Source organism: Chitinophagaceae bacterium (assembly GCA_016717285.1).
Lineage (GTDB): Bacteria > Bacteroidota > Bacteroidia > Chitinophagales > UBA10324 > JACCZZ01.
In genome coordinates, this window is record JADKFU010000005.1 from 878,378 (window position 1) to 903,759 (window position 25,382).

Below are 25,382 nucleotides of genomic sequence, written 5' to 3' on the forward strand. Positions count from 1 at the left end.
GAAATTTTCTTTGAACGCTAAAATTGTCGACAACACCGGCATTATTTATCAAGTCATTTATCTCTGTCTCCTGATTAAGTGGCTCACTTATTACGCATTCGAAAATTTGAATTAAAATAAACAGTTACTCTTGAATCATCCATCTAAAATAAATGCAGTATTGAATACCGAGACATCCGATGAAATCATCATTCAGGGTGAAGAAGAGGATAGTCTTTACGAACATTTTCGCATAACGGTTGACAAAGGTCAGACTCCTTTGCGTATTGATAAATTTCTATTCAACCGTATCGAAGCAATCAGCCGTAGCAAAATTCAGCATGCCGCCGATGAAGGCATGATTCTGGTCAATGGCATTTCTGTAAAATCTAATTACAAAGTAAAGCCGCTTGATCTTATCACGGTCATGTTGCCTGAACCGAAGATGGAGCATGATCTGTTGCCTGAAAATATTCCATTGAATATTGTTTTTGAAGACAGTGATGTGGTAATAATTAATAAACCTCCGGGACTTGTGGTGCATCCGGGAGTGGGAAATTATACCGGCACAATGGTAAATGCTTTGATCTACCACTTTCAACAATTGCCTGTTTCACCGGGAGAAAAAAATAAAGACCGGCCAGGATTAGTGCATCGGATTGATAAAAATACCAGTGGCATATTGGTAGTGGCGAAAAATGAATTCGCCATGAATTTTTTGGCCAGGCAATTTGCCGATCACTCCCTCAAGCGAACATACCAGGCACTTGTCTGGGGCGACTTCAAAGAAGAAGAAGGAACTATTACCGGTAACGTAGGACGAAGTTTGAAGAACCGTAAAATGATGGACGTTTTTCCGGAGGCAGATTATGGAAAGGAAGCGATCACACATTATAAAGTATTGGAGCGATTAGGTTACGTGACCTTGATTGAATGCAGGTTGGAAACCGGACGCACACACCAGATTCGTGTTCACATGAAATATGCAGGTCATCCTGTTTTTAACGATGAAACGTATGGAGGAAACAGGATTGTGAAAGGAACTGTATATACTAAATACAAGCAGTTTGTAGAAAATTGTTTTGAAATGATACCCCGTCATGCATTGCATGCAAAGTCACTGGGTTTTGTGCATCCCACTTCACGACAGGATGTTTTCTTCGATTCGGAATTGCCGGATGATTTCAGGAATGTATTGGAGAAATGGAGAAAATATGTGAAGATAAAAGGCTGGTAAATATACGGCCATAATCAATCATTTGACTGAAGAAACTATATTGCAATTCCTTTCTGCTGCAAGACTTTTTTGTAATAACTTGTCTTTTCCGGATCAGCCCAACTCTTAAAAATCAACAGTAAATTTTGCCTGGCGCTTGCATAATCAGGATGTTTTTCTAAAATCTGAATGCACATCTGTATTGCTTCCTCGTATCTTTTTTGCATCGCTAATATTACGCAAAGATCATTCTGCGCGTCCAGGTATTCAGGATCAAATGACAGTGACTTCCTGATAAGATTTTCTGCTTCCTGTAATTTCTTTTGATTTAGTTGCAGCAATGCAAGATTGTAGTAAGTGACTGCGCTTTCAGGATTGATCTCCAATTCTTCATTAAATAATGTTGCTGCTTTTTCAATGCTACCGTTGTTAAGGTAAATACGTCCGAGGTTATTGCGGACTTCTTTCAAAGCAGGATTGAGTTGCATAGCCAGCAGGTATTCTTTTTCAGCTTCTGCAGTTTTCCCTGAAGTGAAATAACTGGTGCCCAGTGATCTGTGTGCAAATGAGGCGTCGGGTGATGTTGAAACTGCACGTGACCAATAACTGAACTCGTCTTTGTAATTTTTAGAGTTGATAAAAGTAAGAGCAGAAAACAATAACACGATTGCTCCGGCAATGATTTTTGATTTGACTGAAGACCAATTGAATTTTTTCAGCAGATCTGTCTCAAGCCACAAAAGCAAGAATCCTATCAATGGAAAATAAAGCCGGTGTTCAAGAAAAACGGATTCGTATTCATCTGAGGTACGCAATATTGCAGGAAGCAGGAAAAGCAACCACCAACACACGGCCAGCAACAGGTAATTGTGCCGGAGGTTTTTTGAGGCATAAAGAAAATAACTTACCAACGCAATGGTTACGATTCCGAATAGGAAAGAGGTGTTTTTTAAAATCGGAAAAGTGGAAAGGCCAAAAGGCAGCAACATTTTTCCGGTGTATTGTATTAACGCCGGAATGTTTTTAACAAAATTTACTATCGTGAAACTCTGTGGCAAACCGACAGGTGAACCTAAAACAGCTTTGCGAATAAGAAGAAATACTGCGATCAACACTACCCATGAGATAGTAATAATACCAATTGAATAAATTTTAACTGCCAATGTATTTGCCTTGCTTGCTTTATCTGTACCAAATATTTTCCAGGCGATCACAAAAAGTACTGGTAAAAACACAGCGCTTTCTTTTGAAAGTAAGGCGATAAAAAAGAACAACAAATGAAAAATCAGAAAATGCATTTTTCGCTTTTCGAAATAATCAACCAGCATTAATAAGGAGGCAAGAGAAAATGTGGCCACCAACGAATCATTTCTGCCGGGAATCCATGCGACGGCTTGCACCATTGCAGGATGAACAATAAAAAAAAGAGCGCTGATAAACGAAAGTTGCTTGTCAAATTTCAACTTCCCTAAAAACATATACAACAGAACAGCAGAACTTGCGTGCAGCAGGATATTTGTTAAATGAAAACCTGTTAATGAATTGCCACCTGCTAATTCGTTCAGATAAAGTGATAATGTAAGCATAGGCCTGTAATAAAAATCAGGACCTCCTTTAGCTGAACCAAAAACACTTATGGAAAATATTTCAAAAAAGGAATGATGTCCTGCGATGAACACTCGCATATTCTCAATCAGTGTTGCATCATCATAATAGATAAGCTGATAGGAAAGAGAAGGAAAATAGAGCAACAAAGCGATGCAACAAATTGCACCAATGTGAAAACGGCTGCTGTGTAACATTGAAAGATCAGCAGCTTGTTTTAACGTTGACTTTTGCTGTTGATTTCCTTGCTGTTTCATTTTTTACGGAAGGAAAGATAGGAAGTCTTTCTATTGTGTCCGCAACAGATCAGGCAATTTCAGAAAGTTCAAGCCATCGCATGCTTTTTTCATCAATAGCCTGCATCACTGCAGTCATTTCACGCGATAACTTTTGTAAATCATTAAAAGGTAAGTCTGCAACCTGCATCGAGGAAGTCAGTTCTTCTTTTCTTTGTTCAAGTTTAGTTATTTCTTTTTCAAGTAATTCAAATTCACGCTGTTCTTTATAGCTGCGTTTTATTTTGGGTTTTGACGAAACAACTTCAGTGATTGACTCCGGTTTCTCGCCGTTTTTGATAGAGTTTCGGGTTTCCTTTTTGTCATCTTTCCAGAAAAGGTATTCTGCATAAGTACCCGGAAAATCAATGACATTACCATCACCTTCAAATACCAGAAGATGGTCAGTGATCTTTTTCATAAAATGCCGATCATGTGAAACCACCACCAGACAACCCGGATATTCTTCTAAAAAATCTTCCAGCACATTTTGTGTAATGATATCGAGGTCATTGGTAGGTTCATCAAGAATCAGAAAATTCGGATTCTTCATTAAAATGGTAAGCAGATACAACCTTCGTTTTTCTCCACCACTCAGTTTCGCTACGTAATCATATTGTTTATTTCTATCGAAAAGAAAACGTTCCAGTAATTGGGAAGCGGATAGTGTTTTTCCTTTTTCAAGCGTAATATAATCGGCAATGTCACGAATTACTTCTATCACCCTTTGATCATCTTTGATCTTCATTCCTTTTTGGGTATAGTATCCGAATTGTACCGTTTCTCCAATAACAATTTTTCCGCTGTCAGGCTTTTCCTGGCCGGTAATGAGATTGAGGAAAGTTGTTTTTCCGATGCCATTTCGTCCTGCGATTCCCAGTCGTTCTCTTGGTCTGAATTTGTAAGTGAAATCTGAAAGAATAGTAAGTCTGTCAAATTTTTTGTGCACGTGGTGAAACTCAACGATCTTGCCACCCAGTCTTGTGATTTTTATTTCTGCTTTTAATTCCTTTTCACGCAAATCCCTTGAGGCTTCCTCTTTTATCTCATAGAAAGAATCAATCCTGGATTTGGCTTTTACAGTACGAGCCTTAGGTTGACGGCGCATCCATTCGAGCTCTTTCCGCAAAAGGTTTCTGGCTTTGTCAACAACAATGGCATCGTTCTCTTTCCGTTCGGCTTTGCGTTCAACATAATATTCATAGTTACCTGTATAGAAATAGAGTTTGCTGTCATCCAATTCTATTACTTCATTGCATACATTATCGAGAAAATCGCGATCATGTGTAACGATAAGCAGCGTATCGTAATTTTTCTTGAGGAATTCTTCCAACCACTCAATCATGTCAAGATCCAGATGATTGGTTGGTTCATCCAGAATCAGGAATTCTGGTTCATGTAACAAAACGCTGGCTAGTCCAACACGTTTTTTCTGTCCACCGCTTAAAGTACCGATCTTTCGGTTTACTTCACCAACACTGAGCTTCGTTAAAATTTGCTGTGCTTTTGATTCAAAATCCCAGGCCTGAAGCAGATCCATCTGTTCCATGGCATCCTGCATTTTTTTGGAATCTGCATTTTCCAGAAGGCACTGTTCATAAATTTTCACCGCAGTAACTACCGGATTGTCTGAATCAAAAATAGTTTCGATAATGGTTTTATTATCATCCAGGAGTGCTTCCTGTTCGAGGAAACCAACAGTCAGATCCTTGCGCAGCAATACAGAACCCGAATCGGGCGGTTCGATGCCGGCAATAATGTGAAGCAAAGAAGTTTTTCCAAAACCATTTTTAGCAACCAGCGCTATGCGTTGCCCTTTATTGATACTGATTGTTATATCACGAAATAATTCCTTGTCACCGAAGGACTTTGCAATGTTTTCTGCGAAGAGATAGTTCATAAGAAGGAACAAAGATAACCCGTAAGTTGAGACCAACGGATTGCTTGCATATTCGGGTTACCCTTGTAATTTATGCATGGGACTACTTTGAAGATAAGAGTCAGGGATTAATGAACATATCCCTGATTGCTTTTCAGAACGTGCAATGATATCCTTGCCTTTAATAATTTAATTATTTAACCACTTAAGCACTAACCATTCAGCCATATAACCGCATAGCTATTCTGCTCAGTACGGTTTATTTTTATACACCTCCGTTTGTTTAAAATCTGAAGTTGTAATATCTGCCTTTTTACCCAGGTAGGTCCAGATAATAGCATTGGTATTTTGATCCATCACCCTGTTCAGATCCTTGAGCGTGGTGCTGTTCACACGTTGAACAAACTCGTCGTACATTTTCCAGTTACCACGAATGGTCCAGACTCCAAGTGCCTGCGCCTGTGCATCTGATGTCTCAAGTCCCATGAGGTAACGGGTAAGAAATCCTTCTTTCTTGTTGACCAGTTCTTCCGGTTTAAATCCATCCCGCTTAATTTCATTCAATAAATCAACCATCACCTGAATAGATTTTTTAGGTGAATCCGTTGAAATATAAACCTGACTGTAAGGGCTTGTGATTGCGCTGGTATTGATGTAGGCGGCGGGTGCATAAGAGAGACTGCGTTTGGTTCTCAACTCTACAAAAAAACGGTCGTACATGATTGCCATTGCCATCATCATCGGAATTCCATCCGGGCTTGCTAAAGTTGCCGAAGACATAATACCGCAGAGATAATTGGTTGCAATATCACGGTCAACAATATTCTCTGCACCTTTGGTAATTACAAACCGTGATTCCGGTTTTGCTCCTGATCCGCCAGGGAGTTTTGCGAGTGTTGCTTTCACTTTCGCAATAATATCTGCTTCAGGAAGATTTCCAACCACTACTAAAAAGCAGCGGGCTTTACCGATCGTACTATTGTAATAGGTTTTTGTATTAGCTGAAGTAAGTTTACTCAGGGATTCAGAAGTACCATTAGGATCTTTTTCGTAGCTCCTGCCCTTGAAAGCAAATCCGTTTGCAAGACGCTCCAACGCTGCATCAGGATCTTCCTCCTGTTGTTTAGCATTACTTACCATCTGTTCTTTAATCAGATCAAATTCATTCTGATCAAAAGATGGGTTCATTATCGCATCTGCAAAAAGTGCCCATGATTTGTCCCAGAAAGGTTTAATACAGGTCATGCTCATCTGGCTGTAGTCGAGTGATGAAGAGTAATCGAAACTGGTTCCTATTTTTTCTGCTTCTGTTTTGAATTCATTCTTGCTCTTAGATGTAGTACCCCCATTCAAAGCGGTGTTTAATGCTGCCGATTCGATGCCTTGTTTATCCAGAGGATAATTTGCAGTTCCGCCAATAACAAATAACCTTGCACTGATTACATCTTTCGGTGTTGACTTAATGATCACACGTAATCCGTCCACATTAATTTCCTTGATTCCTGAATCTGCATACACTGCGAGGGAAACTGTAAACAGGAATAGTGTAAAGGTCGCAGTAGTGAAAATTGAAAATTTCTTATTCATAAATGGAAGTTTTTTTTACCTGAATCAAATTATTGAAACAATTGATCATAACTCGTAATCCCAAGCATTTTTTGCATTTGGCTCGACATAAGAATGCCTGAAACTTTTGGTTGGTCTTTAATATATTTTCTGACATAATCTTGTATGTCCTGCCTGGTTACCTTTTTCAGGTTGTCAATATATGTGGTGTAATAATCAATATTTGCAGATCCCCACCAAAAAGTTACCGTATGAACATAAGAAGATGTTTTTTCCTGGCTGTAAACCTCACTGATCGCTAATTGATTAATGGCAGTCTCAAGTTGTTCATCAGTAAAGTAGTTATCACTGTCCCAGCGTTTTATTTGATCTTCTACCTTTTTCATGCAGGCTTTCAACCGTTGCGGATTAGGAACAAAAAACAATTGAATAGGACCGGTATATTTGGAAGTCTGATATCCAAATTGCACCTGGTAAGCAAGTCCGCTATCCACAAGCTCCTGTTGGAATTTAGAAGAAGATTGAGAAAGTATAAATGAAAACACATCGGCAGCGTAGGTTGCTTTAGCATCATTGCGGGTATCGGGCCCGTGCCATCCCTGGATTACAAATGGCACTCTTGAATTTTCATTGATGGTAATAAATGTTTTGTTTTGTTTGATAGGCTCAAATGCGGGTATGGGCCATTTTTCAAACGGATCGAAACCTGAAGGCTTCCAATCACTATAAAGGGCTTTTACTTTTGAAAGTACCACATCGTGTTTCACATCGCCTGCAATAACCAGTATAGAATTATTCGGCCAATAATATTTCGCCTGTATGGTGCGCATCTTTTCGGGAGTGGCAGTAAGAATCACATCATGAATTCCAATCGGATTTTTACGTACATACAGGTTACCCCACATTTCCTTATTATAGTCCTGAAATAGTAGGAATGTCGGGTTAGATTCAGCACGTTGAAATTCACCATCTACTACTGGGTTTTCATTTTTCATTTCCTGCGCTAAGAACAGCGGATAGCGAATGGCACTGTTCATGAACTTTAATCCTTCATCAAGATTTTCGACTGGAAGGGTGAAAAAGTAATTTACTCTTTCTTCGGACGTAGTACCGTTAAATGAAATGCCAAGTTCCTGCACTCTTTTCAGATAGGCTTCTTGCGATGGTATGTCCTTGTTTGCTTTAAAGAACATGTGTTCATAAAGGTGGGAGAGACCATTGAAATTAGAATCTTCTGTATACGAGCCATTGTGAACGGCAATTTCAATGGTGGCAAGTGGCACACTGCTGTCTTCAATCACCAGCAATTGCAGGCCGTTTTCCAGTCGGCTCATGAAGAAATTTGAAGGCAGATGCTCCTGTCCGCTGGCCATTGAAATCCATGATGTCAGCAGGAATAAAACATAAAGTGGTCGCTTCATAGTTAGAAATGAGGTTGAGAATGAGGGACAAAACTAAGAACAAAAATTTTGCATCATAGAATATTGGTCGAAGGTTTCGATTTATTGGTCGAATAGGAAAACAATTGACTAACATTTTCAGCTTTTACCATGCTTGAGAATAGAATTGTTGGATTGTTACCTTTGGCAAAAAAATTACTTCTGAAGAAAGTACTGATCATAACTTATTATTGGCCGCCGAGTGGAGGAGCAGGGGTTCAGCGCTGGTTGAAAATGTCCAAGTATTTACCTGAATTCGGCTGGGAACCAATCATATATACTGCACTCAATCCGGAGTATCCGATTATTGATCGGTCACTGGAGAAGGATATACCTGCGGGTTTAAAGGTTATCAGACAGCCTATCTGGGAACCTTATAGTTGGTACAAAAGATTCACTGGACAAAAGCAGGAAGAGAATTTATATTCAGGGTTCTTGACTGAAGGTAAACCTAAATCCTTTACCCAAAAGTTGAGTATATGGGTTCGAGGAAATTTTTTTATTCCTGATGCACGCTGTTTTTGGATCAAACCTTCCATAAAATTTTTGGTAGCTGAACTCCGGAAAAATCCAGTGGATTATATTATTTCTACCGGAACCCCTCACAGCACGCACCTTATAGCGATGGGGGTGAAGGAAAAATTGAATATTCCGTGGCTTGCAGATTTCCGCGATCCATGGACTAATATTGACTTCTATCATCAGCTCATGCTAAGCAGATGGGCAGATGCTAAGCATCATCGACTCGAGAAAGAGGTGTTGACCAAGGCAGATAAGGTAACTACTGTGAGCTGGCATTGGGCGGAAGAACTAGGGAAAATAGGCAACAGGAAAGTTGAAGTTATCACCAATGGATTTGATGAAGAAGATTATGCCGGAGCAAAAGTGGAAGTAGACAAGAAATTTTCAATCAGTCACATCGGGCTTCTGAGTGCTGATCGTACATTGACAGGTTTTTGGAGTGTACTTCATGATTTATGTCTTGAAGTGCCATCGTTTAAAGAAGATTTAGTGATCCGCCTGGCAGGAAAAGTGGATTATGAAGTATTCAGGGAGATTGAACAATTCGGTTTGACGCCGCACCTTGAATTCAAAAATTATGTATCACATGATGAAGCGATACGGTTGCAGCAAAAGTCAGCGATATTACTTTTAGTGCTTAATAATGTCCCGAATGTATTGGGCCACATTCCGGGAAAACTTTTTGAATATCTTGCAGCGGGCCGGCCGATTTTGGGTATAGGAAATATAGATGGAGATGCAGCAAGAATAGTTAGAGAGACGGGACGGGGGGTGTTTTGTGGGTTTGATGAGATGTTGGAATTGAAGAAGAAAATTTTTCATTTAAATAAATCGGTAATGAATGCAAAAATTGATGTGAAATCTAATGTAGAAGTAAAATATTCAAGGAAAAAATTGGCTGCTAAAGTTGCCGATTTATTGATCTTATAAATTTAAGTCATTCATAATTAATTGTAAAGTCAGTTATATTTCTAATTGTACAGCAATAATTTCTATTAAATGGTAACGATACTAATAGTAACTTATGGTAATCGTTGGATATTTCTCGAAAATGTTTTAAAAGAAGTTTTAAAAAGTAATGATATAATCCAAATAGTTGTGGTAGATAATGGTTCGACTTATGATGTAAAGCAGTCTATTAGTATTTTCAATTCCAACAAAATTCATGTAATAAGCATAACAGCTAACCAAGGATCAGCTTTTGGATTTAAAACAGGGTTAGAATATATCTTGAAAAATAGCGATACTGAATTTATTTGGTTTCTTGATGATGATAATATCCCTATTGATAATTGTTTAATTGGATTATTAAGTTATTGGCACTCAATTCAAAATCCTGAAAAATGCCGGAAGCAATCACTGCTGGCTTTGAGGATTGACAGAGAGTACTTAGTGAATGTTTCGAAAGGATACCCAATTGAATTTAATTTTCCATCTAAAAATGCTTTCCTTGGATTCAACCTTCAGCATATTCTAGGATATCTTAAGTATAAGGTTTTCAGTCGAAATGCGATTGGTGAAAATATAACAATGCATAATGTAGAAATACCGTTTGCTCCATATGGAGGATTATTTATGCATAAGGATTTGGTTTCGGTTATTGGATATCCTGACATTAAATTTTTTCTTTATGCGGATGATTTTGAATATACGAATAGAATTAGGATAATCGGAGGAAGTATTATGCTGCTTCATAATTGCAAGGTGGCAGATATTGAATCTGTTTGGTATGATGCTTCGAACAGGACATTCTTGAAATCGAAGTATCTTGAGCAAAACAATTTTCGAAGCTATTATTCAATCAGAAATAACGTTTACCTATCACTTTATTTTTTATGTACTTCAAAATTACTATTTGTAATTAATATGATAATCTATCTTTTCGGCATGCTTTTGTTTTCTTTAGTTAGTTTTAAGTTGAATCGCTATTCTATGTTTATCAAAGCAGTAAAGGATGGTCTTGCTGGTAATTTTGATAACAAAATTTAGCTGCATTCGAGATTTTATTTTTGCTCTTCTATATTTAAATTCTGTTAAGGATTTGACTATACTTTGTTTTTGATAATTTTGTCAATGAAAAATATTATGAAAACATCTGAGAGACTGTTACCTGACAAAGTTGAAGGGCAAATTGAAAGGGTTATGCTTTTAAGACATTTATTTGCTTATGAGGTTGTTAAAAATCAATTAAATGAAAAAAATGACATTCTGGACTTTGGTTGTGGTGAAGGATATGGAACATCTTTGCTTTCACAAGTGGCAATAAATATTATTGGAATTGATGTTAGCAGAGAAATTATTGATTTTGCAAAAGGAAAATATGGTTCTGTAAATTGTCAATTTATGGCATATGACGGCACGCATGTAAATTACGATGACGAAAGTTTTGATGTCGTAGTTTCATTTCAGGTAATTGAACATGTGGCTGATGACAAGCATTTCGTAAGTGAAGCTTATAGGATACTGAAACCTGGTGGTCTTTTGTTTCTTACAACCCCAAATAAAACCATTAGATTGTTCCCGATGCAAAAACCTTGGAATAGATTTCATTTAAGAGAATACTATCCTTATGAATTAAAGCAATTGCTTAACATAAGATTTGAAAAGGTTGAAATATTAGGGATTTGTGCCACAAAGGAAATCATGGATATGGAATATAGACGAATTAATAAAATTCAAATTGATGTAAATAATCCTCTTAAAAAAATTATTCCGACAAGAATAAAAGTTGCAATGAGCTCTATTCTAAAACCGTTATTGTCGAAGATTAATCAAAATGAAATGGAAGTGATTGATCAAAAACATTTTAATATAGATGAATTTTATATTATTAATGATGATATATATACGAGCCTGGATCTATTTGCTAAGTGCGAGAAAAAAAATAAATAGTATAAATAATTTAATTAGTAATTTATGAAATCGTTAATACATAAAACAATAAGAAATATTTATTATAAAATAGTACCTGATTCAGTGTTATATAATGGTACGAGATTGCCGGCAAAGTATTTGAGATATTGCGGCTCTAATTTTCGTGATAATGGTCACTATTATAATTCTGCCATAAGTGAAGCAACAAGATTGATTAATAAAATGAATGCAAATTCAAGTACTAAAGTCTTAGATGTTGGATGTGGTGTAGGAAGACTAGGAATTGGATTAAAGCAAGTATTGCCTGATATTGGTAGGTATACTGGAGTGGATGTTAGTGTAAGAGCAATTGACTGGTGCAAAAAATATTTGCAAGTTAATTCAGCTAATTTTCAGTTTGTATTGTTGAACATGAAAAATGAGTTATATAATAGAAGTGGTAGGGAATTATATGATGGTATATTACTGCCTTTCGATGAGAATGAAATTGATCTTATTTATTTATATTCGGTATTTTCGCACATGAAGACGTTGGATATTAAGAATTATTTAAATGAATTTAGACGAATAATTAATAAGGATGGAAAAGTATTTTTTACAGCATTTATAGAAGAAGAAGTTGAAAATGAAACAGAAAACCCTTCAAATTATCGGATGGAATGGACAATGCCACTGCATTGTGTTCGCTTTGATCGAAAATATTTTGAAGATATCATTAATCAAAGTGGATTTAGGATAGTTTCTTTTGAGTATGGTGTGGAAACCGACGGTCAATCAGGCATCTATTTATCCTTGGCTTAATCTTTTTTGTTCAAGCCAAACTGAACTTATCTATGGATTTTTCATGTACTGTATCGAATGAACTTATGCAATTCATTTATCTTATAGTATTTATCACACAAGAATAGAAGTCAGTTTTGTTAGAATAAATATTATCCAAAAAAAATTTGCAGTTTCAAAATATCGTACTACATTTGATCAATATTGTGTATTGTTTTAGGTATAAGTATTGTTTAATTTATAATTAAACCAAAATTGAAAGAATTTTTTACAGTCTTCATCGTGAGAACACGTCCACCTTGACAGTATCAAGGAAAAGAGTTGTTTGCGGAGGTTTACTTACAGGACGTTTATTAGTTATTAACCAGTATTTATATAATTATTGGTTTTATTCTCATAAAAATGAAAATTTCTTCCTGGTAAATAATCTTATATTGATATGAAATAAGTATAAATTTTATTATGCTTTATTAATAAGCAGTCAATCGGCAAACAATAATGGTTTTTATTCAAATTAATTATTTTATCGAATATATCTAATTTAATGATGGTAAAAAATAAAAATATGAAAAAAGTAATATTATTATTCTGGCTTGTACTTTTATTGATTGTAACTAAGCCTTTACCCTTAAAAGCTCAATGTGATATTTTAAATAAAGATTACAGCAATTTAAACGGATGGACGAATGTAGGAACAGCGGTTACAATTACAAGTGGAAAGGTTATTTATAACCAAATTCCTGGGCAATCTGATCATCGAGTTTACACTTCCCTTGGTATGACGCTTGGTAACGTATGGGTGGCAGAATTTGATTTCAATCCTCAAAGCGGTAATAACATTGGTGTTGCAGCTAGTCTTTTTTGTCTAACGGCAGGGACCCAGAAACCATATAAGGACCCACCTTATACTCCTCTAACACCTTATACAAACCAAGACTTTATTGAGGTGAACCTTGTTTCACCTCATAATACACCTAATTATCTTTCTGAAACCAAAATTTATGCGACTTACAAGGACAATGCTTCTGCTCCTGTTAGCAGTAGTTCTTTAAGTATCCCAGCATGGAATCAAACATATTATGCAAGGATTCAAAGAGTTTCATCAACCCAAGGATTTCTAAGCGTTTTTTCCGATCAGGAAAGAACAGTTCACATTTTGGGTTCTCCATTATGTTTTGAACTTCCAGCAAGTGTAAATGGATTAAACACCCTACAGCATGCAAATATTGACCAAGCAGACGCTGACCGTAGATTCAGTGGATGGGTAGATAACTCCTGTATTCGTTCTGATGGAACTACAACTAATCCGTATAATGTTGAATTTAATATAAATGATACATACTGCTATGGAGAGTCTCTAGTTACTTCAACTAAAGCACCATTTGTTAACAACCAATGGAACTTTTATGAATGCGACATCAATTGCAACATAATCGGCCCTGAATTGATTTACTTCACTGGGAACAACATTTCAGTGCCATTAGTAAATACTCCTTTTATTTCAGGACATTATTATTTAGTTAAACATGGAGTTTGGTCAAATTGCTCTCCTTGGCAGGAAGCTATTAAGTGCTTTCAAGTCTTAGCTTTACCTGTTGCTAATGCGGGTCTTGATCTTCAGTTATGTCCATCTACGAATGGTACAAAAAAAATAGGAAAAAAGGGGGAAGCTATAAATATTTATACTTGGACGCCATCAAATTGGTTAAGCAGTTCAACAATGGCAACACCTACACCAACTCTCCCAACTAACATCCTTCCATGCGTCTCACAAACTTATACCCTCACGGTTAAAAATAGCATAACTGGTTGTGTTGCGAAAGACTATAATACTGTTAATTTAATTAATCAGGTACCATCGGTAACTATACTAACGACTCCATGCAACTGGTGTATTTCTCCCTTACTAACAGCTAGTATAACTGGAAATTGTAATAATTCAATATTCTGGAGTCCTGGCGGAGAGACAACTAATACGATAAATACTTCTTCAAGTGCTTTGTATACTGCAACAACTTCCAATGCATGCTTTTCAGCCACTGCTAGCACCAACGTAGTTTTTCCATCGTATACTGGATCATTACCAAACCTAGCAATTACCAATGCAGTAACTCAAAACTCGCCGTGGGTAGCATTTGAATATGGAAAAATTGCAGGATTTATTCCTTCTTACAATGCGAATACCTATAATTTAAAAATAATTAATCAATGGGGCGAATTAATTCACGAACAGAGCGGTAATGCCGCTTGTGCCGGAGGTTTTTCAAATGGTGAGATAGCATGGAATGGCATCTGTAGCTCAACGGGCAATTATCCGCCGGTTGATGTATTTATATATATTCTAACTTTGACCAATTGCAATTCAAGCAGAATTTATTCAGGTAATTTGACTTATCTTTTAAGAATATCCTCAGTTGAATCTGAAGAAATTGCATTACCTCAAAACGAGTTGCAGTTCAGTTTCTATCCGAATCCAACTTCGGACAAAATTACCATATTGGTAAATCAAGATACAACGTTTGAGGATTATCAATTAGAAGTCGTAAACGTTGCTGGTGAGTTAACTTATTCTGAGAAAATTGAAACTCGGGAGAATTTAATTTTGGATATTGTAAATTATCCTAATGGAATTTATTTCGTTCGACTTCGTAGTAATATCAGTGGTAAATTTAAATCACTGAAAATGATCGTAAATCATGATGGATAACAAATATTACTATTTCGAAAATCAAATTATTTACAAATTATCATAAATCAAATGTTTCTTCTAGGCACTCGTGTAGGAAGCCACATTCATGTATATAGTCACTTCTGAGAGTATCGCAGACTGGGAGGGCATGAAGCGTTTTGAATTCAGCGAATATTTTCTATGCAAAACTCACTATTGCGGCGTAGAATTTCGCCGCAGCATCAATGGTATCAATATGAAAAGAAGAAACTGATTGAAAACTTTTAATTGCAATGTAGGATTAATGCCCATTCTTAAGTTCAAATCAAATTTTGTTTTAACCCAACGTAGAATTGCTGGGGGTTTGCAAATCAAGTTTTTCTAATTAATATGAGCAAACTCTTAGCAGTTTCGACCTCACAGAGAAGCGGTATTATTCAAAAAAAAATCCGAGAAAAAGCGAAAGAAGGCTCAGATTAGGAGCAATTTTGCTAGAATAATCCGACCATCGGAAAGAATCAGGAAGGAATGCCAAAAATCATTCCTTCCTTTTCTCAATCTTCTTTGCTGCATATCTCTTGAAAAACTCAAACCTCCAAATCAACAAATTTAGAGGCTGTTTTGAAATGACTAAAAAAAGAATACAGGTAAGGGAAATGGGGTGAATTAGAAAAAGGGCATCGGCAATTAAAAGTGAAGTAAACCTATTGGATTTGTGGTTGACTAAAACTACAGATCATGAATGCTTACACTCAACTTACCGATGCCCAATGGCAAATTATTAAAAAGTTTTTTGATTGTGAAAGAAAAAGAAAGCACGAATTAAAAGACATCTGGAATGCAATATTTTATGTGGTCAAAACAGGTTGTCAGTGGAGGATGTTACCCGTAGAATTTGCACCCTAGCAAACAGTGTATTACTATTTTAGAACGTGGAAGTATGCAGGCCGGATGGATAACATTTTAGAAGAGTTGATATATCGGATTCGTAAAAAGAGTGATAAAAATGCCAGTCCTACGGTATGTATCATAAATAGCCAGAGCGTAAAAACGACTTCGGTAGGAGGATTTGCCATAGGATATGATGCAGGTAAAAAAATCAAAGGAAGGAAAAGGCACATTGCTACCGATACGATGGGTAATCTTTTGGCTGTAGAAGTTCACATTGCTTCATTGCAAGACAGAGACAAAGGATTTGACATCGTCAGTCTTGCAAAACAAACGTACCCATCAATTAAAAAGACATTTGCGGACGGAGGTTACAGTGGAGCATTAATTCAAAAATTGAAGACCAACTTACATTGCGAACTTGAAATCGTAAAAAAGTATGAAGGAAAATTCAGAGTACTTCCCAAGAGATGGATTGTGGAGCGAACCCTTGCATGGCTCAATAATGACCGAAGAAATTCTAAAGATTATGAGTTCACTCCTTTAAGCAGTGAAGTAATAACCAAGATTTCTTTTATCAAAACCGCTCTTGACAAACTTTTTAAATAATTTCAAAACGGCTTCTTAAATGAATGACTTTTTAATTTTCCTTTATTTTTTTAGTTTTTCCTTGTATCTACTACCTTCACGATATGACCTCCAAATTTAAATTTCATCCCTCCTCCAATTTCTTCCTCATCGCCGGCCCTTGCGTTGTGGAAAGTGAAGCCGTCGTTATGCAAACTGCAAAGGAATTGGTTAGAATTACTAATGAACTGGAAATTCCTTTCATTTTTAAATCATCATTCAAAAAAGCTAACAGATCTCGAATTGACTCCTTTACAGGGATAGGGGATGAGAAAGCGTTGGGCATTCTTAAAAAGGCAGGTCAGGAGTTTAATGTCCCCACTTTAACGGATATCCATGAAACTACTGATGCCGCATTTGCAGCCCAGTTTGTGGATGTGTTACAGATCCCCGCATTTCTTTGCAGGCAAACAGATTTGCTGGTAGCAGCGGCAAGAACCGGAAAATATGTCAATATAAAGAAAGGTCAGTTTCTTGCACCGGAACAAATGCAGTTTGCAGTACAAAAGGTGCAGGATGCTGGTAACGACAACATCATTCTTACTGATAGAGGTGTAACCTTTGGGTACCAGGATCTGATTGTTGACTTCAGGGGAATACCACTAATGCAACAGTTTGGGTATCCTGTTGTGCTTGATTGTACTCATTCACTTCAGAAGCCAAATCAATCTTCTGGGATAACTGGTGGCATTCCGCATATGATTGAAACTATTGCAAAAGCTGCGGTAGCTGTGGGTGTTGATGGATTATTTATTGAAACACATCCCGATCCCGGACATGCCCTTTCAGATGGTGCAAACATGATACCTCTTGATCAACTCGAACAATTGTTGAAGAAACTGATTCGAATCAGAAAAGCGATTCAGGAACAATCGTCATAAACATTGAGTTTGCCGGTACCTTCAGTAAATACCTGAATACAATTAATAGCAAATAAATGTGATCTTGAAATTTGGATATATATAGCTTTCTCTACATCTTGCAAAAAAATAATTACTAACCCTAAAAAATTTCCAATTATGAAAAGAATGCTTATTCTCGCCGCTATCTCTTTAGCCGGCCTAACATCCTGCAAAAAAGATTACACTTGTGATTGTTCTGTTTTAGGATCGACTATTCCTGTTTCGATTCCCAATTCTACAAAAGATGATGCTGAAACGACTTGCGACGCTGCCAGAGCAACTTACCAGATCGTTGATCCTACGGCTACATGCAACCTTGAATAACTTCATATTCCTGATTTTTTAAGAGGGCATTCTTTAAAAAATGCCCTTTTTTTTTACCTATGAAAATAATAAGCTACTTCCCTCAGTTCATTCGTATATTTCTTGGGCTCGTTTTTATTCTTTCGGGATACCTTAAGCTCTATCCGATTGAACCATTTGAGCTGAACTTTATTGAACTGGGAATTGGAAACTGGTATACTGCTCCTTTTATTGCCCGTTTCCTGATTTCCATTGAATTTTTACTGGGATGTTTTCTCATCGTGAATCTTGCACTTAAATCCTTTACGCTGAAAGCTGTTGTGAGTATGCTTGTCTTTTTTACTTGTTACCTGCTTATTCAAATTATCAGCGAAGGTAATAATGGAAATTGCGGCTGCTTTGGTACTTATCTGCAAATGACTCCTCTTGAATCTATAATTAAAAACATTTTGTTGATCACTGTTGCGATATTTCTCCAGGTCTTTCATAAAGATTCTACACTGAGGTTCAAAAAATTACTTGCCCCGTTATTTTTAATCACTTCAATCGCACTTCCATTTATTTTAAATCCGATTGATCTGATGGCAGCAAACTATCGTCAACCCGAATCGGTTAATTTCGCGTTCGATCAATCACTAATTTTTAATGATTCCGTTTCCAAAAAAAATATTATTGATTTTTCATCCGGAAAGCACATTGTTGCTTTTTTTAGCTTAACCTGTCCTCATTGTAAGACCACAGCTTTTAAAATGCATATAATAGAAAAGCGACATCCGGATATTCCATTTTTCATGGTATTAAATGGTAAACAAAAAAATTTGCAACCCTTTTTTGAGGAGACAAAATCCGGGAATGTACCCTACACGATTTTGTTGGGCGAACCATTCGCCAGAATTACAGGAGGAAATGTTCCAACGGTTTATTGGATTGACAATGGAATTGTTGTGAGAAAGAGTCTATACATCAGCCTTGAAGAACAAGAAATATTAAATTGGTTGAATAATCCTTAACAACAATTAGAAACTTGAACTGTAAATGGTGGTTAAAGCCCCGTAACGGTAAATTCTGTTCTCCTGTTCACTGATTTTCCCGTTTCCGTATCATTATTTTGAAGTGGTTTTGTTTCGCCATAACCTTTGTATGTCAATCGTGATGCTATGATGCCGTTTACTACCAAATAATCATAAACGGTTTTTGCACGATTTTCAGAAAGTAATTGATTGTAAGCTGCTGTACCCTGGTTGTCTGTGTGGCCGCTGATTTGAATCTTAAGTGTTGAATTTTGTTGAAGCAGATCAGTTAATTTATTCAACTCAGCTTTCGACTCATCTTTGAGTAGGTAAGAGTCACTTTCAAAAAAAATATTTTTCAAGACAACTGTACTGCCTGTTTTTATTGCCTGTAATTGAATATTGAGCTGAAATGGTTCTTCTTTTATAAAGTCCTTCAGTGAAAAATTTTCGGAATAAAATAAATATCCTTTTGCTGAAACATTCATTGCATAGTTTTTCCCGGTAGGGATGCTCACTAAATAATTTCCTGATTGGCTATCTGCTGTCGCTTCTCCTGAAATAATTCCAGTCTCCAGATCAATTAACTGAAGTTCTGCCGCTAAAGGTGTCCCATCTGCTGCATCAGTTACAATGCCCCGGACATAAGTAACCAGTTTTGGGCGGGCTTCGTTGTAGAGATCAAAATAATAAAGATCCATATCACGATTCAATTTAAACCGATCTGAGGCGAAGTAAGCATGTTTACCGTCTAATGAAACAATAAGACTGTTTTCATCATTTTTTGTATTGATCGGATATCCGATATTGACAGCCCTGCTCCAGCTTCCGTCTTCTTTTTTGCGCGAATAGAATATATCATCCTTCCCAATGCCCGGATGTCCCGGTGATGAAAAATAGAGTGTCATCCCATCTGAGTGAAAAAAGGGCGTCTTTTCATCCAGAGGGGTGTTAATTGAATCGCCTGCATTAACCGGATTGCTCCATTTTCCATTTTTGTCTTTGGTTGAAATCCAGATATCGCTTCCTCCTTTGCCGCCGGTGCGCGTGCTCGTAAAAAATAATATTTTGCCATCAGCCGAAATACTTGGTTGTGTTTCCCAGGCATTGGTGCAAACAGGTGCCCCCACATTTCTGGGTTCGCTCCATTGAACGCCTTTTTTTTGAGTGAAATAGATGTCGCAACTTCCATATCCATTGGGTTTATCGCAGACTACAAAATAAATAATGCTTCCATCAGGAGTCATGCTTTGGGCACCTTCATTATAAGCCGAATTTATGCCATTCAGTGGTTGGGTATTGCTCCATATTGTATTCTTTTGCACGCTCTGAAAAAAATCTTCATTTGCATTTCTTCCATTTCCGATTCTTCTTGTAAATACAATCGTTTTTTCATCGCCGGTTAAAGATGGCAGATATTCCGGGGCATCAGTATTCACAGCGTCACCTAAACTTTTAGGATCGAATGGGACAGGATGCTTAACGGCAAATGCAGCAAACTTTGAGTTTGCAATAAATTGTTCTGCCTGTAATTTTCTTTGTCTGGAAATATCAGAAAAGGTCAGAAACTTCTCACTCGCTATTATGCAGTCGTCATAATTATCCAAATTCCAGTTGCATTCAGCAAGGAAGTAGTAAGCTTTGGAGGAATAATCGGGGCCAAGCAAAACTGTCTTTTCAAGCGCAAGTTTCCCCTTCTCAAAGTCACCTTCTTCTTTATATAATTCACCAAGCAATAGCCATCCATCAATAAAATCAGCATCAATTTCGGTTAGATCCTGAAGTTGCTTCATTGCGCCTGAATAATTTTCAGTCATTATAAATCTTGTAGCATCATTGTAAGACTGGACTGTCTTCTTGGGAGCAGTTTTAAGAGTAGTATAATGTTGAGCCCGTACGGCATATTGAGACAGCAAAAAAGTCAATAAAAGGAAAATCAATTTTTTCATGCAATGATGAACGAATTCTTTTAACGGTTATTTACAGGAGATGTATTTACGGAATATCCATGTACTTATGAATTTGCAGGGAAATATTCCATTCAGGATGTTGTTTAATGTATTCAACTATCAATGGCATCATTTCTTTCTCTTTGCTCCATTCAGGTTGAAGATACCGCTGGCAAGTTGCATTCATTTCAGCGCCATACGTTTCTGCCCATTGGAAATCACTTTTGTTGTATACAATTATTTTCAGCTCGTTTGCAAGCGGTAAAATTTCAGGAAGTGGTGACTTAAATTTTTTGGGAGAAAGACAGATCCAATCCCAAAAACCTGTTAGCGGATAAGTTCCGGAAGTCTCAAGATGTGTTTTTTTATTTAACAAGTGAAGTGATTCTGTAAGCGCTGTAAGGTTGTACAACAAAGGTTCTCCGCCGGTTACTACACAAATGTTGGAAGGACACCGAACAACGGATGCAGCGATTTCGTCAACACTCATTACAGGGTGCTTTGATGCATCCCATGAATCTTTAACATCGCACCACACACATCCCACATCGCATCCAGCCAGTCGTATAAAACTGGCCGCTTTCCCCTGGTGAAAACCCTCGCCCTGGATGGTATAAAAATGCTCCATGACTGGAAGCAGAGATGGAGCGGGATACAGGGACGACGTAGTCATTTATGTTCTGATGGTTGTAAAATAGCTGATCCGCAATGTGATGCTAACTCTCAATAGTAAATGAATGTGCAAATTGGGATTGATGAGTGAATATCTTATTGATATTTTGACTTTACTGCGTTTAAAGTATTCATCATCAATGCAGCAATTGTAAGCGGACCGACGCCACCAGGTACCGGAGTGATGTAACTGCACTTTGATGCAGCATTATCAAAATCAACATCACCTTTTAACCGGAATCCGGATTTTTTTGAAGGATCCTCCACACGGTTTATTCCTACATCAATTACAACTGCACCCTCTTTTATCCATTCAGCTTTGATGAAATCAGGGCGTCCGATTGCAGCAATTAAAATATCAGCTCCGATGCAAATTTCAGGAAGGTTTTTTGTTTTGCTGTGAGCAATCGTCACTGTGCAATTTCCGGGATTGTTATTCCTCGAAAGCAAAATGCTGATGGGTGTGCCAACAATATTACTTCTTCCAACTACCACGCAATTTTTCCCTGCGGTTTCGATCTTGTATCGCTCCAGTAGAAGTAGGATTCCATAAGGCGTTGCCGGCAGATGAGCTGGTAATCCTTTCACCATTCTTCCAATGTTAACCGGATGAAATCCATCCACATCCTTTTCCGGAGAAATTGCTTCGGTTATTATTTCTTCATTCACATGCGATGGAAGTGGTAGCTGCACTAAAATTCCGTCCACGTCAGGGTCCTGGTTCAGTTGTTGAACTGAACTCACCAATTCGTTTTCAGTAATATCAGGGTTGAATTGCAGCAAGGTTGATTTGAATCCTACTCTTTCGCAGGCCTTTATTTTTGAATTTACATAAGATTGACTGGCCGCATTACTTCCTACAAGTACTGCTGCAAGATGTGGTGTCTTTTTACCTGATGTTTTCAGTTGTTGAACCTCTGAGGCAATTTCTTCCTGAAGCTTAATCGAAAGTTGCTTTCCGTCGAGTAACTGCATACAATGAATTATTAATTAGCGATAACAGTTGCCATACATTAATTGTAACGTGATATTAGCTGAAACATAGTGATCAATCTTCAAGTTTTAATACCGCTAAAAATGCGGACTGAGGCACTTCTACATTACCAATCTGACGCATGCGTTTCTTGCCTTTCTTTTGCTTTTCAAGAAGTTTTCTTTTCCTGCTGATATCACCTCCATAACATTTAGCAATTACATCTTTGCGCAAAGCAGAAATGGTTTCACGTGCTATAATTTTTTGACCAATAGCTGCCTGAATCGCAATTACAAATTGTTGCCTTGGAAGCAGTTCCTTCAATTTTTCGCAAATCCTTCTGCCAAAATCGTAAGCACGATCCTTATGAATAAGTGCAGAAAGGGCATCTACATTTTCACTGTTCAGCTTGATGTCCAATTTAACAAGATCGCCTGGACGATATCCGATAGGATGGTAATCGAATGAAGCGTATCCTTTAGAAATAGACTTGAGCTTATCATAAAAATCAAATACGATTTCTGCCAGCGGCATTTCAAAAGTAACTTCCACACGGGAAGGAGTAAGGTAGGATTGATTTTTTAACATGCCTCTTTTACCAATGCATAGTGACATAATTGAACCAAGATATTCTGGTTTTGTAATCACTTGTGCTTTGATATATGGCTCTTCCACACGTTCCAGTTTAGTCGGATCTTCAAGATCACTGGGATTATTTACAATCTTCATATTACCATCCGTGGTGTATGAATGGTAGGAAACGTTGGGCACTGTGGTGATCACCGGCATATCAAATTCCCTGTCAAGCCGTTCCTGGATGATTTCGAGGTGAAGCATCCCAAGAAATCCGCAACGAAATCCAAATCCTAATGCCAATGAAGACTCAGGTTCAAAAGTCAAAGAGGCATCATTCAAACGGAGTTTTTCCATTGAATCGCGCAATTCTTCGTAGTCATCCGTATCCACCGGATACACCCCTGCAAACACCATGGGTTTAACTTCTTCAAAACCATGAATGGAGTCTTTGCAGGGATTATTTTTTAGTGTGAGCGTGTCGCCGACTTTCACTTCGCTGGCGTCTTTTATACCGGTAATGATGTAACCTACATCGCCGGTTTTAACGATCTCTCGTGGTGAACGCTCCAATAGTAAAACACCGATTTCTTCCGCCACATATTCACTTCCGGCATTGAAAAATTTTACCTGGTCATTCTTTCTAAGTTCTCCGCTAAAAATCCGGTAGTAAACAATAACACCACGGTACGAATTAAAGACAGAATCGAATACCAATGCCTGCAGTGGCGCTTTTGGATCGCCACTTGGAGCAGGTATGCGATGTACAATGTTTTCCAGCACTTCGTCTATTCCTAACCCTGTTTTTCCACTGGCAAGTAAAATATCTTCTCGTTTGCAACCAATAAGATCCACGATCTGATCACACGTTTCTTCAATCATGGCGCCATCCATATCAATTTTGTTGACAATCGGAATGATTTCGAGATTGCTGTCTATTGCCAGGTAAAGATTCGAAATAGTTTGTGCCTGAATTCCCTGTGACGCGTCTACTAACAATAATGCACCTTCGCAGGAAGCTATTGCCCTCGACACTTCATAACTAAAATCCACATGTCCTGGTGTGTCAATAAGGTTTAGTACATATTTTTCACCCTTCAGCTCATACAACATTTGAATGGCGTGACTCTTTATGGTAATACCTTTCTCTCTCTCAAGATCCATGTCGTCCAGCACCTGGTTCATCATCTGCCGTTCTGTAATCGTCTTGGTCTTTTCCAATAATCTGTCAGCCATAGTGCTTTTTCCATGGTCAATATGTGCTATGATGCAGAAGTTCCGAATGTTTTTCACGGCGCCAAAGATAGCTTTTGAATTCGGGATGCGGAAAGAAGAGTTTTGTGACGTGGGTTACAATTTACAAGTTAAAGGCCTTCCAACTTCGACTAATCGGAATCTTTTCCCTAACCTAATTTTCGGAGAGGACGTGAAAATCATATAAATTATTTAATCCAGATGATAAAATTAAATCAGCTACCTGGAAAGATCAGATGTAATTTGCAGCTACAGAATTTCAATTTTTGGCCAGTTGGAACTAATCCGTTATTTTTTCACCATGAATACAGCCAGACTTCCCAGAATTGCATTGTATGTACTTGCTCTACTGTTCCTTGTGCTTTCATTTGTTATTTTAAATGAACTGAGCTTTTATCTTATTCCTGCAACGTTTGCAGCATTATTAGCTATGCTGATGTTGCCACTTAACAGGTTGTTGGAGAAATGGCGGTTCCCCCGAGTGCTTGCAATTGTAATTTCCTTATTGGTGATCTTGGTGATTCTGGGAGGAATAATTACACTGATTTCAGTGCAGGTTGTGAACTTCATGAAAGACTTACCCACCATTGAACAGCAACTCAGGGATAAGTTCACCGATTTTCAGGCTTTTGTGCAACAGGTTTCTGGCTTCACGGTAGAAAACCAGATGGAATTTATTGATAAAGAAACCACCAACATATTATCGACTGCTGATAAATGGGGCACCGGTATATTATTGTCAACCGGAGGCACACTGGCCGCCTTTGGAATCATGATTTTACATTTTATTTTATTCCTTTTGTACCGTCAACGCATTAAAGGATTTTTCCTGGGACTTATTGATAAAGGTCACCATGACAAAGCAGCTCAAGTGATAGAGGAAATCACCAAAGTAACCAGACAATATCTTACAGGTGTAGTGATTGTTATGGCCATCATGTCTGTACTTAACTCAGTTGGACTTTTGCTTTTGGGAATTCAGAATGCTATTTTCTTTGGAGTGCTGGCCGCCATTTTAAATATCATTCCTTACATAGGCGTATGGATTGGGGCAGGTCTTCCGATCATACTGGCATTGATAACAAAAGAAAGTTTCTTTTATCCTATTGGTGTGTTGGGAGTGTTCCTTTTTAATCAGTTTATAGACAATAATTTCCTTACCCCGCGCATTACGGGCTCGCAGGTAAAAATCAATGCACTTGCTACAGTGGGTGTTATTCTGATTGGAAATTTGGTTTGGGGAGTTGCCGGTATGATACTTTTTATTCCGCTACTCGGAATTGCAAAAATTGTTTTCGATAATGTAGATCAATTGAAACCATTCGGTTTTCTTATAGGAGAGGATGAGACACCGAAACGATCTGTGCTTGCTAAAAAAATGCGGCTTGAAATGCGAAAGAGTAATGATAGGAAAGAGGCAAAATGATT

General features: G+C 37.6%; 20 protein-coding genes. 12 read left to right on the plus strand and 8 right to left on the minus strand.

Annotated elements, in window-relative coordinates:
* The first annotated feature begins 160 nt into the window (after positions 1 to 160).
* Positions 161 to 1,216, plus strand: coding sequence for an RluA family pseudouridine synthase (locus IPO83_13445; protein ID MBK9732261.1), 1,056 nt, complete (start codon positions 161 to 163; stop codon positions 1,214 to 1,216).
* 35 nt (positions 1,217 to 1,251) lie between these two features.
* Here the strand turns inward: IPO83_13445 and IPO83_13450 are convergent, their stop codons facing one another.
* The 4 genes from IPO83_13450 to IPO83_13465 all read right to left on the minus strand — a co-directional run bounded on the left by IPO83_13450 (position 1,252) and on the right by IPO83_13465 (position 7,941).
* A complete protein-coding gene (locus tag IPO83_13450) occupies positions 1,252 to 3,057 on the minus strand; it encodes a tetratricopeptide repeat protein (GenBank protein MBK9732262.1) in 1,806 nt (601 codons plus the stop codon).
* 49 nt (positions 3,058 to 3,106) lie between these two features.
* Complete coding sequence (locus IPO83_13455; protein MBK9732263.1) at positions 3,107 to 4,975, minus strand: ABC-F family ATP-binding cassette domain-containing protein; 1,869 nt, start codon at positions 4,973 to 4,975, stop codon at positions 3,107 to 3,109.
* Between the two features lie 228 nt (positions 4,976 to 5,203).
* Positions 5,204 to 6,541, minus strand: coding sequence for an insulinase family protein (locus IPO83_13460; GenBank protein ID MBK9732264.1), 1,338 nt, complete (start codon positions 6,539 to 6,541; stop codon positions 5,204 to 5,206).
* Positions 6,542 to 6,570: 29 nt separating this feature from the next.
* Entirely contained in the window at positions 6,571 to 7,941 is a 1,371-nt protein-coding gene (locus IPO83_13465) for an insulinase family protein (GenBank protein ID MBK9732265.1), read from the minus strand.
* A 180-nt stretch (positions 7,942 to 8,121) separates the two neighbouring features.
* Here IPO83_13465 and IPO83_13470 point away from each other — a divergent pair, with 180 nt between their 5' ends.
* From IPO83_13470 to IPO83_13515, 10 genes are all read left to right on the plus strand, one after another.
* On the plus strand, positions 8,122 to 9,411 hold the full coding sequence (locus IPO83_13470) for a glycosyltransferase (GenBank protein MBK9732266.1): 1,290 nt from the start codon (positions 8,122 to 8,124) through the stop codon (positions 9,409 to 9,411).
* Positions 9,412 to 9,480: 69 nt separating this feature from the next.
* Positions 9,481 to 10,470, plus strand: coding sequence for a glycosyltransferase (locus IPO83_13475; protein ID MBK9732267.1), 990 nt, complete (start codon positions 9,481 to 9,483; stop codon positions 10,468 to 10,470).
* Positions 10,471 to 10,554: 84 nt separating this feature from the next.
* The gene (locus tag IPO83_13480) at positions 10,555 to 11,373 is read left to right on the plus strand and encodes a class I SAM-dependent methyltransferase (protein MBK9732268.1); all 819 of its coding nucleotides are present in this window, start codon (positions 10,555 to 10,557) and stop codon (positions 11,371 to 11,373) included.
* Between the two features lie 24 nt (positions 11,374 to 11,397).
* The gene (locus IPO83_13485) at positions 11,398 to 12,156 is read left to right on the plus strand and encodes a class I SAM-dependent methyltransferase (protein ID MBK9732269.1); all 759 of its coding nucleotides are present in this window, start codon (positions 11,398 to 11,400) and stop codon (positions 12,154 to 12,156) included.
* A 544-nt stretch (positions 12,157 to 12,700) separates the two neighbouring features.
* Entirely contained in the window at positions 12,701 to 14,842 is a 2,142-nt protein-coding gene (locus tag IPO83_13490; GenBank protein MBK9732270.1) for a T9SS type A sorting domain-containing protein, read from the plus strand.
* Between the two features lie 699 nt (positions 14,843 to 15,541).
* The gene (locus IPO83_13495; protein ID MBK9732271.1) at positions 15,542 to 15,709 is read left to right on the plus strand and encodes a transposase; all 168 of its coding nucleotides are present in this window, start codon (positions 15,542 to 15,544) and stop codon (positions 15,707 to 15,709) included.
* A gap of 6 nt (positions 15,710 to 15,715) precedes the next feature.
* Entirely contained in the window at positions 15,716 to 16,300 is a 585-nt protein-coding gene (locus tag IPO83_13500) for an IS5 family transposase (GenBank protein MBK9732272.1), read from the plus strand.
* Between the two features lie 83 nt (positions 16,301 to 16,383).
* Positions 16,384 to 17,199, plus strand: a complete 816-nt coding sequence (kdsA, locus tag IPO83_13505; GenBank protein MBK9732273.1) for a 3-deoxy-8-phosphooctulonate synthase — start codon at positions 16,384 to 16,386, stop codon at positions 17,197 to 17,199.
* Between the two features lie 138 nt (positions 17,200 to 17,337).
* Positions 17,338 to 17,544 (plus strand): hypothetical protein, encoded by a 207-nt coding sequence (locus tag IPO83_13510; protein ID MBK9732274.1) that lies wholly within the window; start codon positions 17,338 to 17,340, stop codon positions 17,542 to 17,544.
* A 59-nt stretch (positions 17,545 to 17,603) separates the two neighbouring features.
* Entirely contained in the window at positions 17,604 to 18,533 is a 930-nt protein-coding gene (locus tag IPO83_13515) for a DoxX family membrane protein (protein ID MBK9732275.1), read from the plus strand.
* Positions 18,534 to 18,565: 32 nt separating this feature from the next.
* Here IPO83_13515 and IPO83_13520 read toward each other — a convergent pair whose 3' ends face one another.
* The 4 genes from IPO83_13520 to lepA form a co-directional block, all read right to left on the minus strand.
* Positions 18,566 to 20,350, minus strand: a complete 1,785-nt coding sequence (locus IPO83_13520; protein MBK9732276.1) for a PD40 domain-containing protein — start codon at positions 20,348 to 20,350, stop codon at positions 18,566 to 18,568.
* A 178-nt stretch (positions 20,351 to 20,528) separates the two neighbouring features.
* Complete coding sequence (locus tag IPO83_13525) at positions 20,529 to 21,110, minus strand: 7-carboxy-7-deazaguanine synthase QueE (GenBank protein ID MBK9732277.1); 582 nt, start codon at positions 21,108 to 21,110, stop codon at positions 20,529 to 20,531.
* A gap of 140 nt (positions 21,111 to 21,250) precedes the next feature.
* Entirely contained in the window at positions 21,251 to 22,129 is an 879-nt protein-coding gene (gene folD / locus IPO83_13530) for a bifunctional methylenetetrahydrofolate dehydrogenase/methenyltetrahydrofolate cyclohydrolase FolD (GenBank protein MBK9732278.1), read from the minus strand.
* Between the two features lie 73 nt (positions 22,130 to 22,202).
* Positions 22,203 to 23,993 (minus strand): elongation factor 4, encoded by a 1,791-nt coding sequence (lepA, locus tag IPO83_13535; protein MBK9732279.1) that lies wholly within the window; start codon positions 23,991 to 23,993, stop codon positions 22,203 to 22,205.
* A 262-nt stretch (positions 23,994 to 24,255) separates the two neighbouring features.
* Between lepA and IPO83_13540 the strand changes: the two genes are divergently transcribed.
* On the plus strand, positions 24,256 to 25,380 hold the full coding sequence (locus IPO83_13540; protein MBK9732280.1) for an AI-2E family transporter: 1,125 nt from the start codon (positions 24,256 to 24,258) through the stop codon (positions 25,378 to 25,380).
* Positions 25,381 to 25,382: the final 2 nt, after the last annotated feature.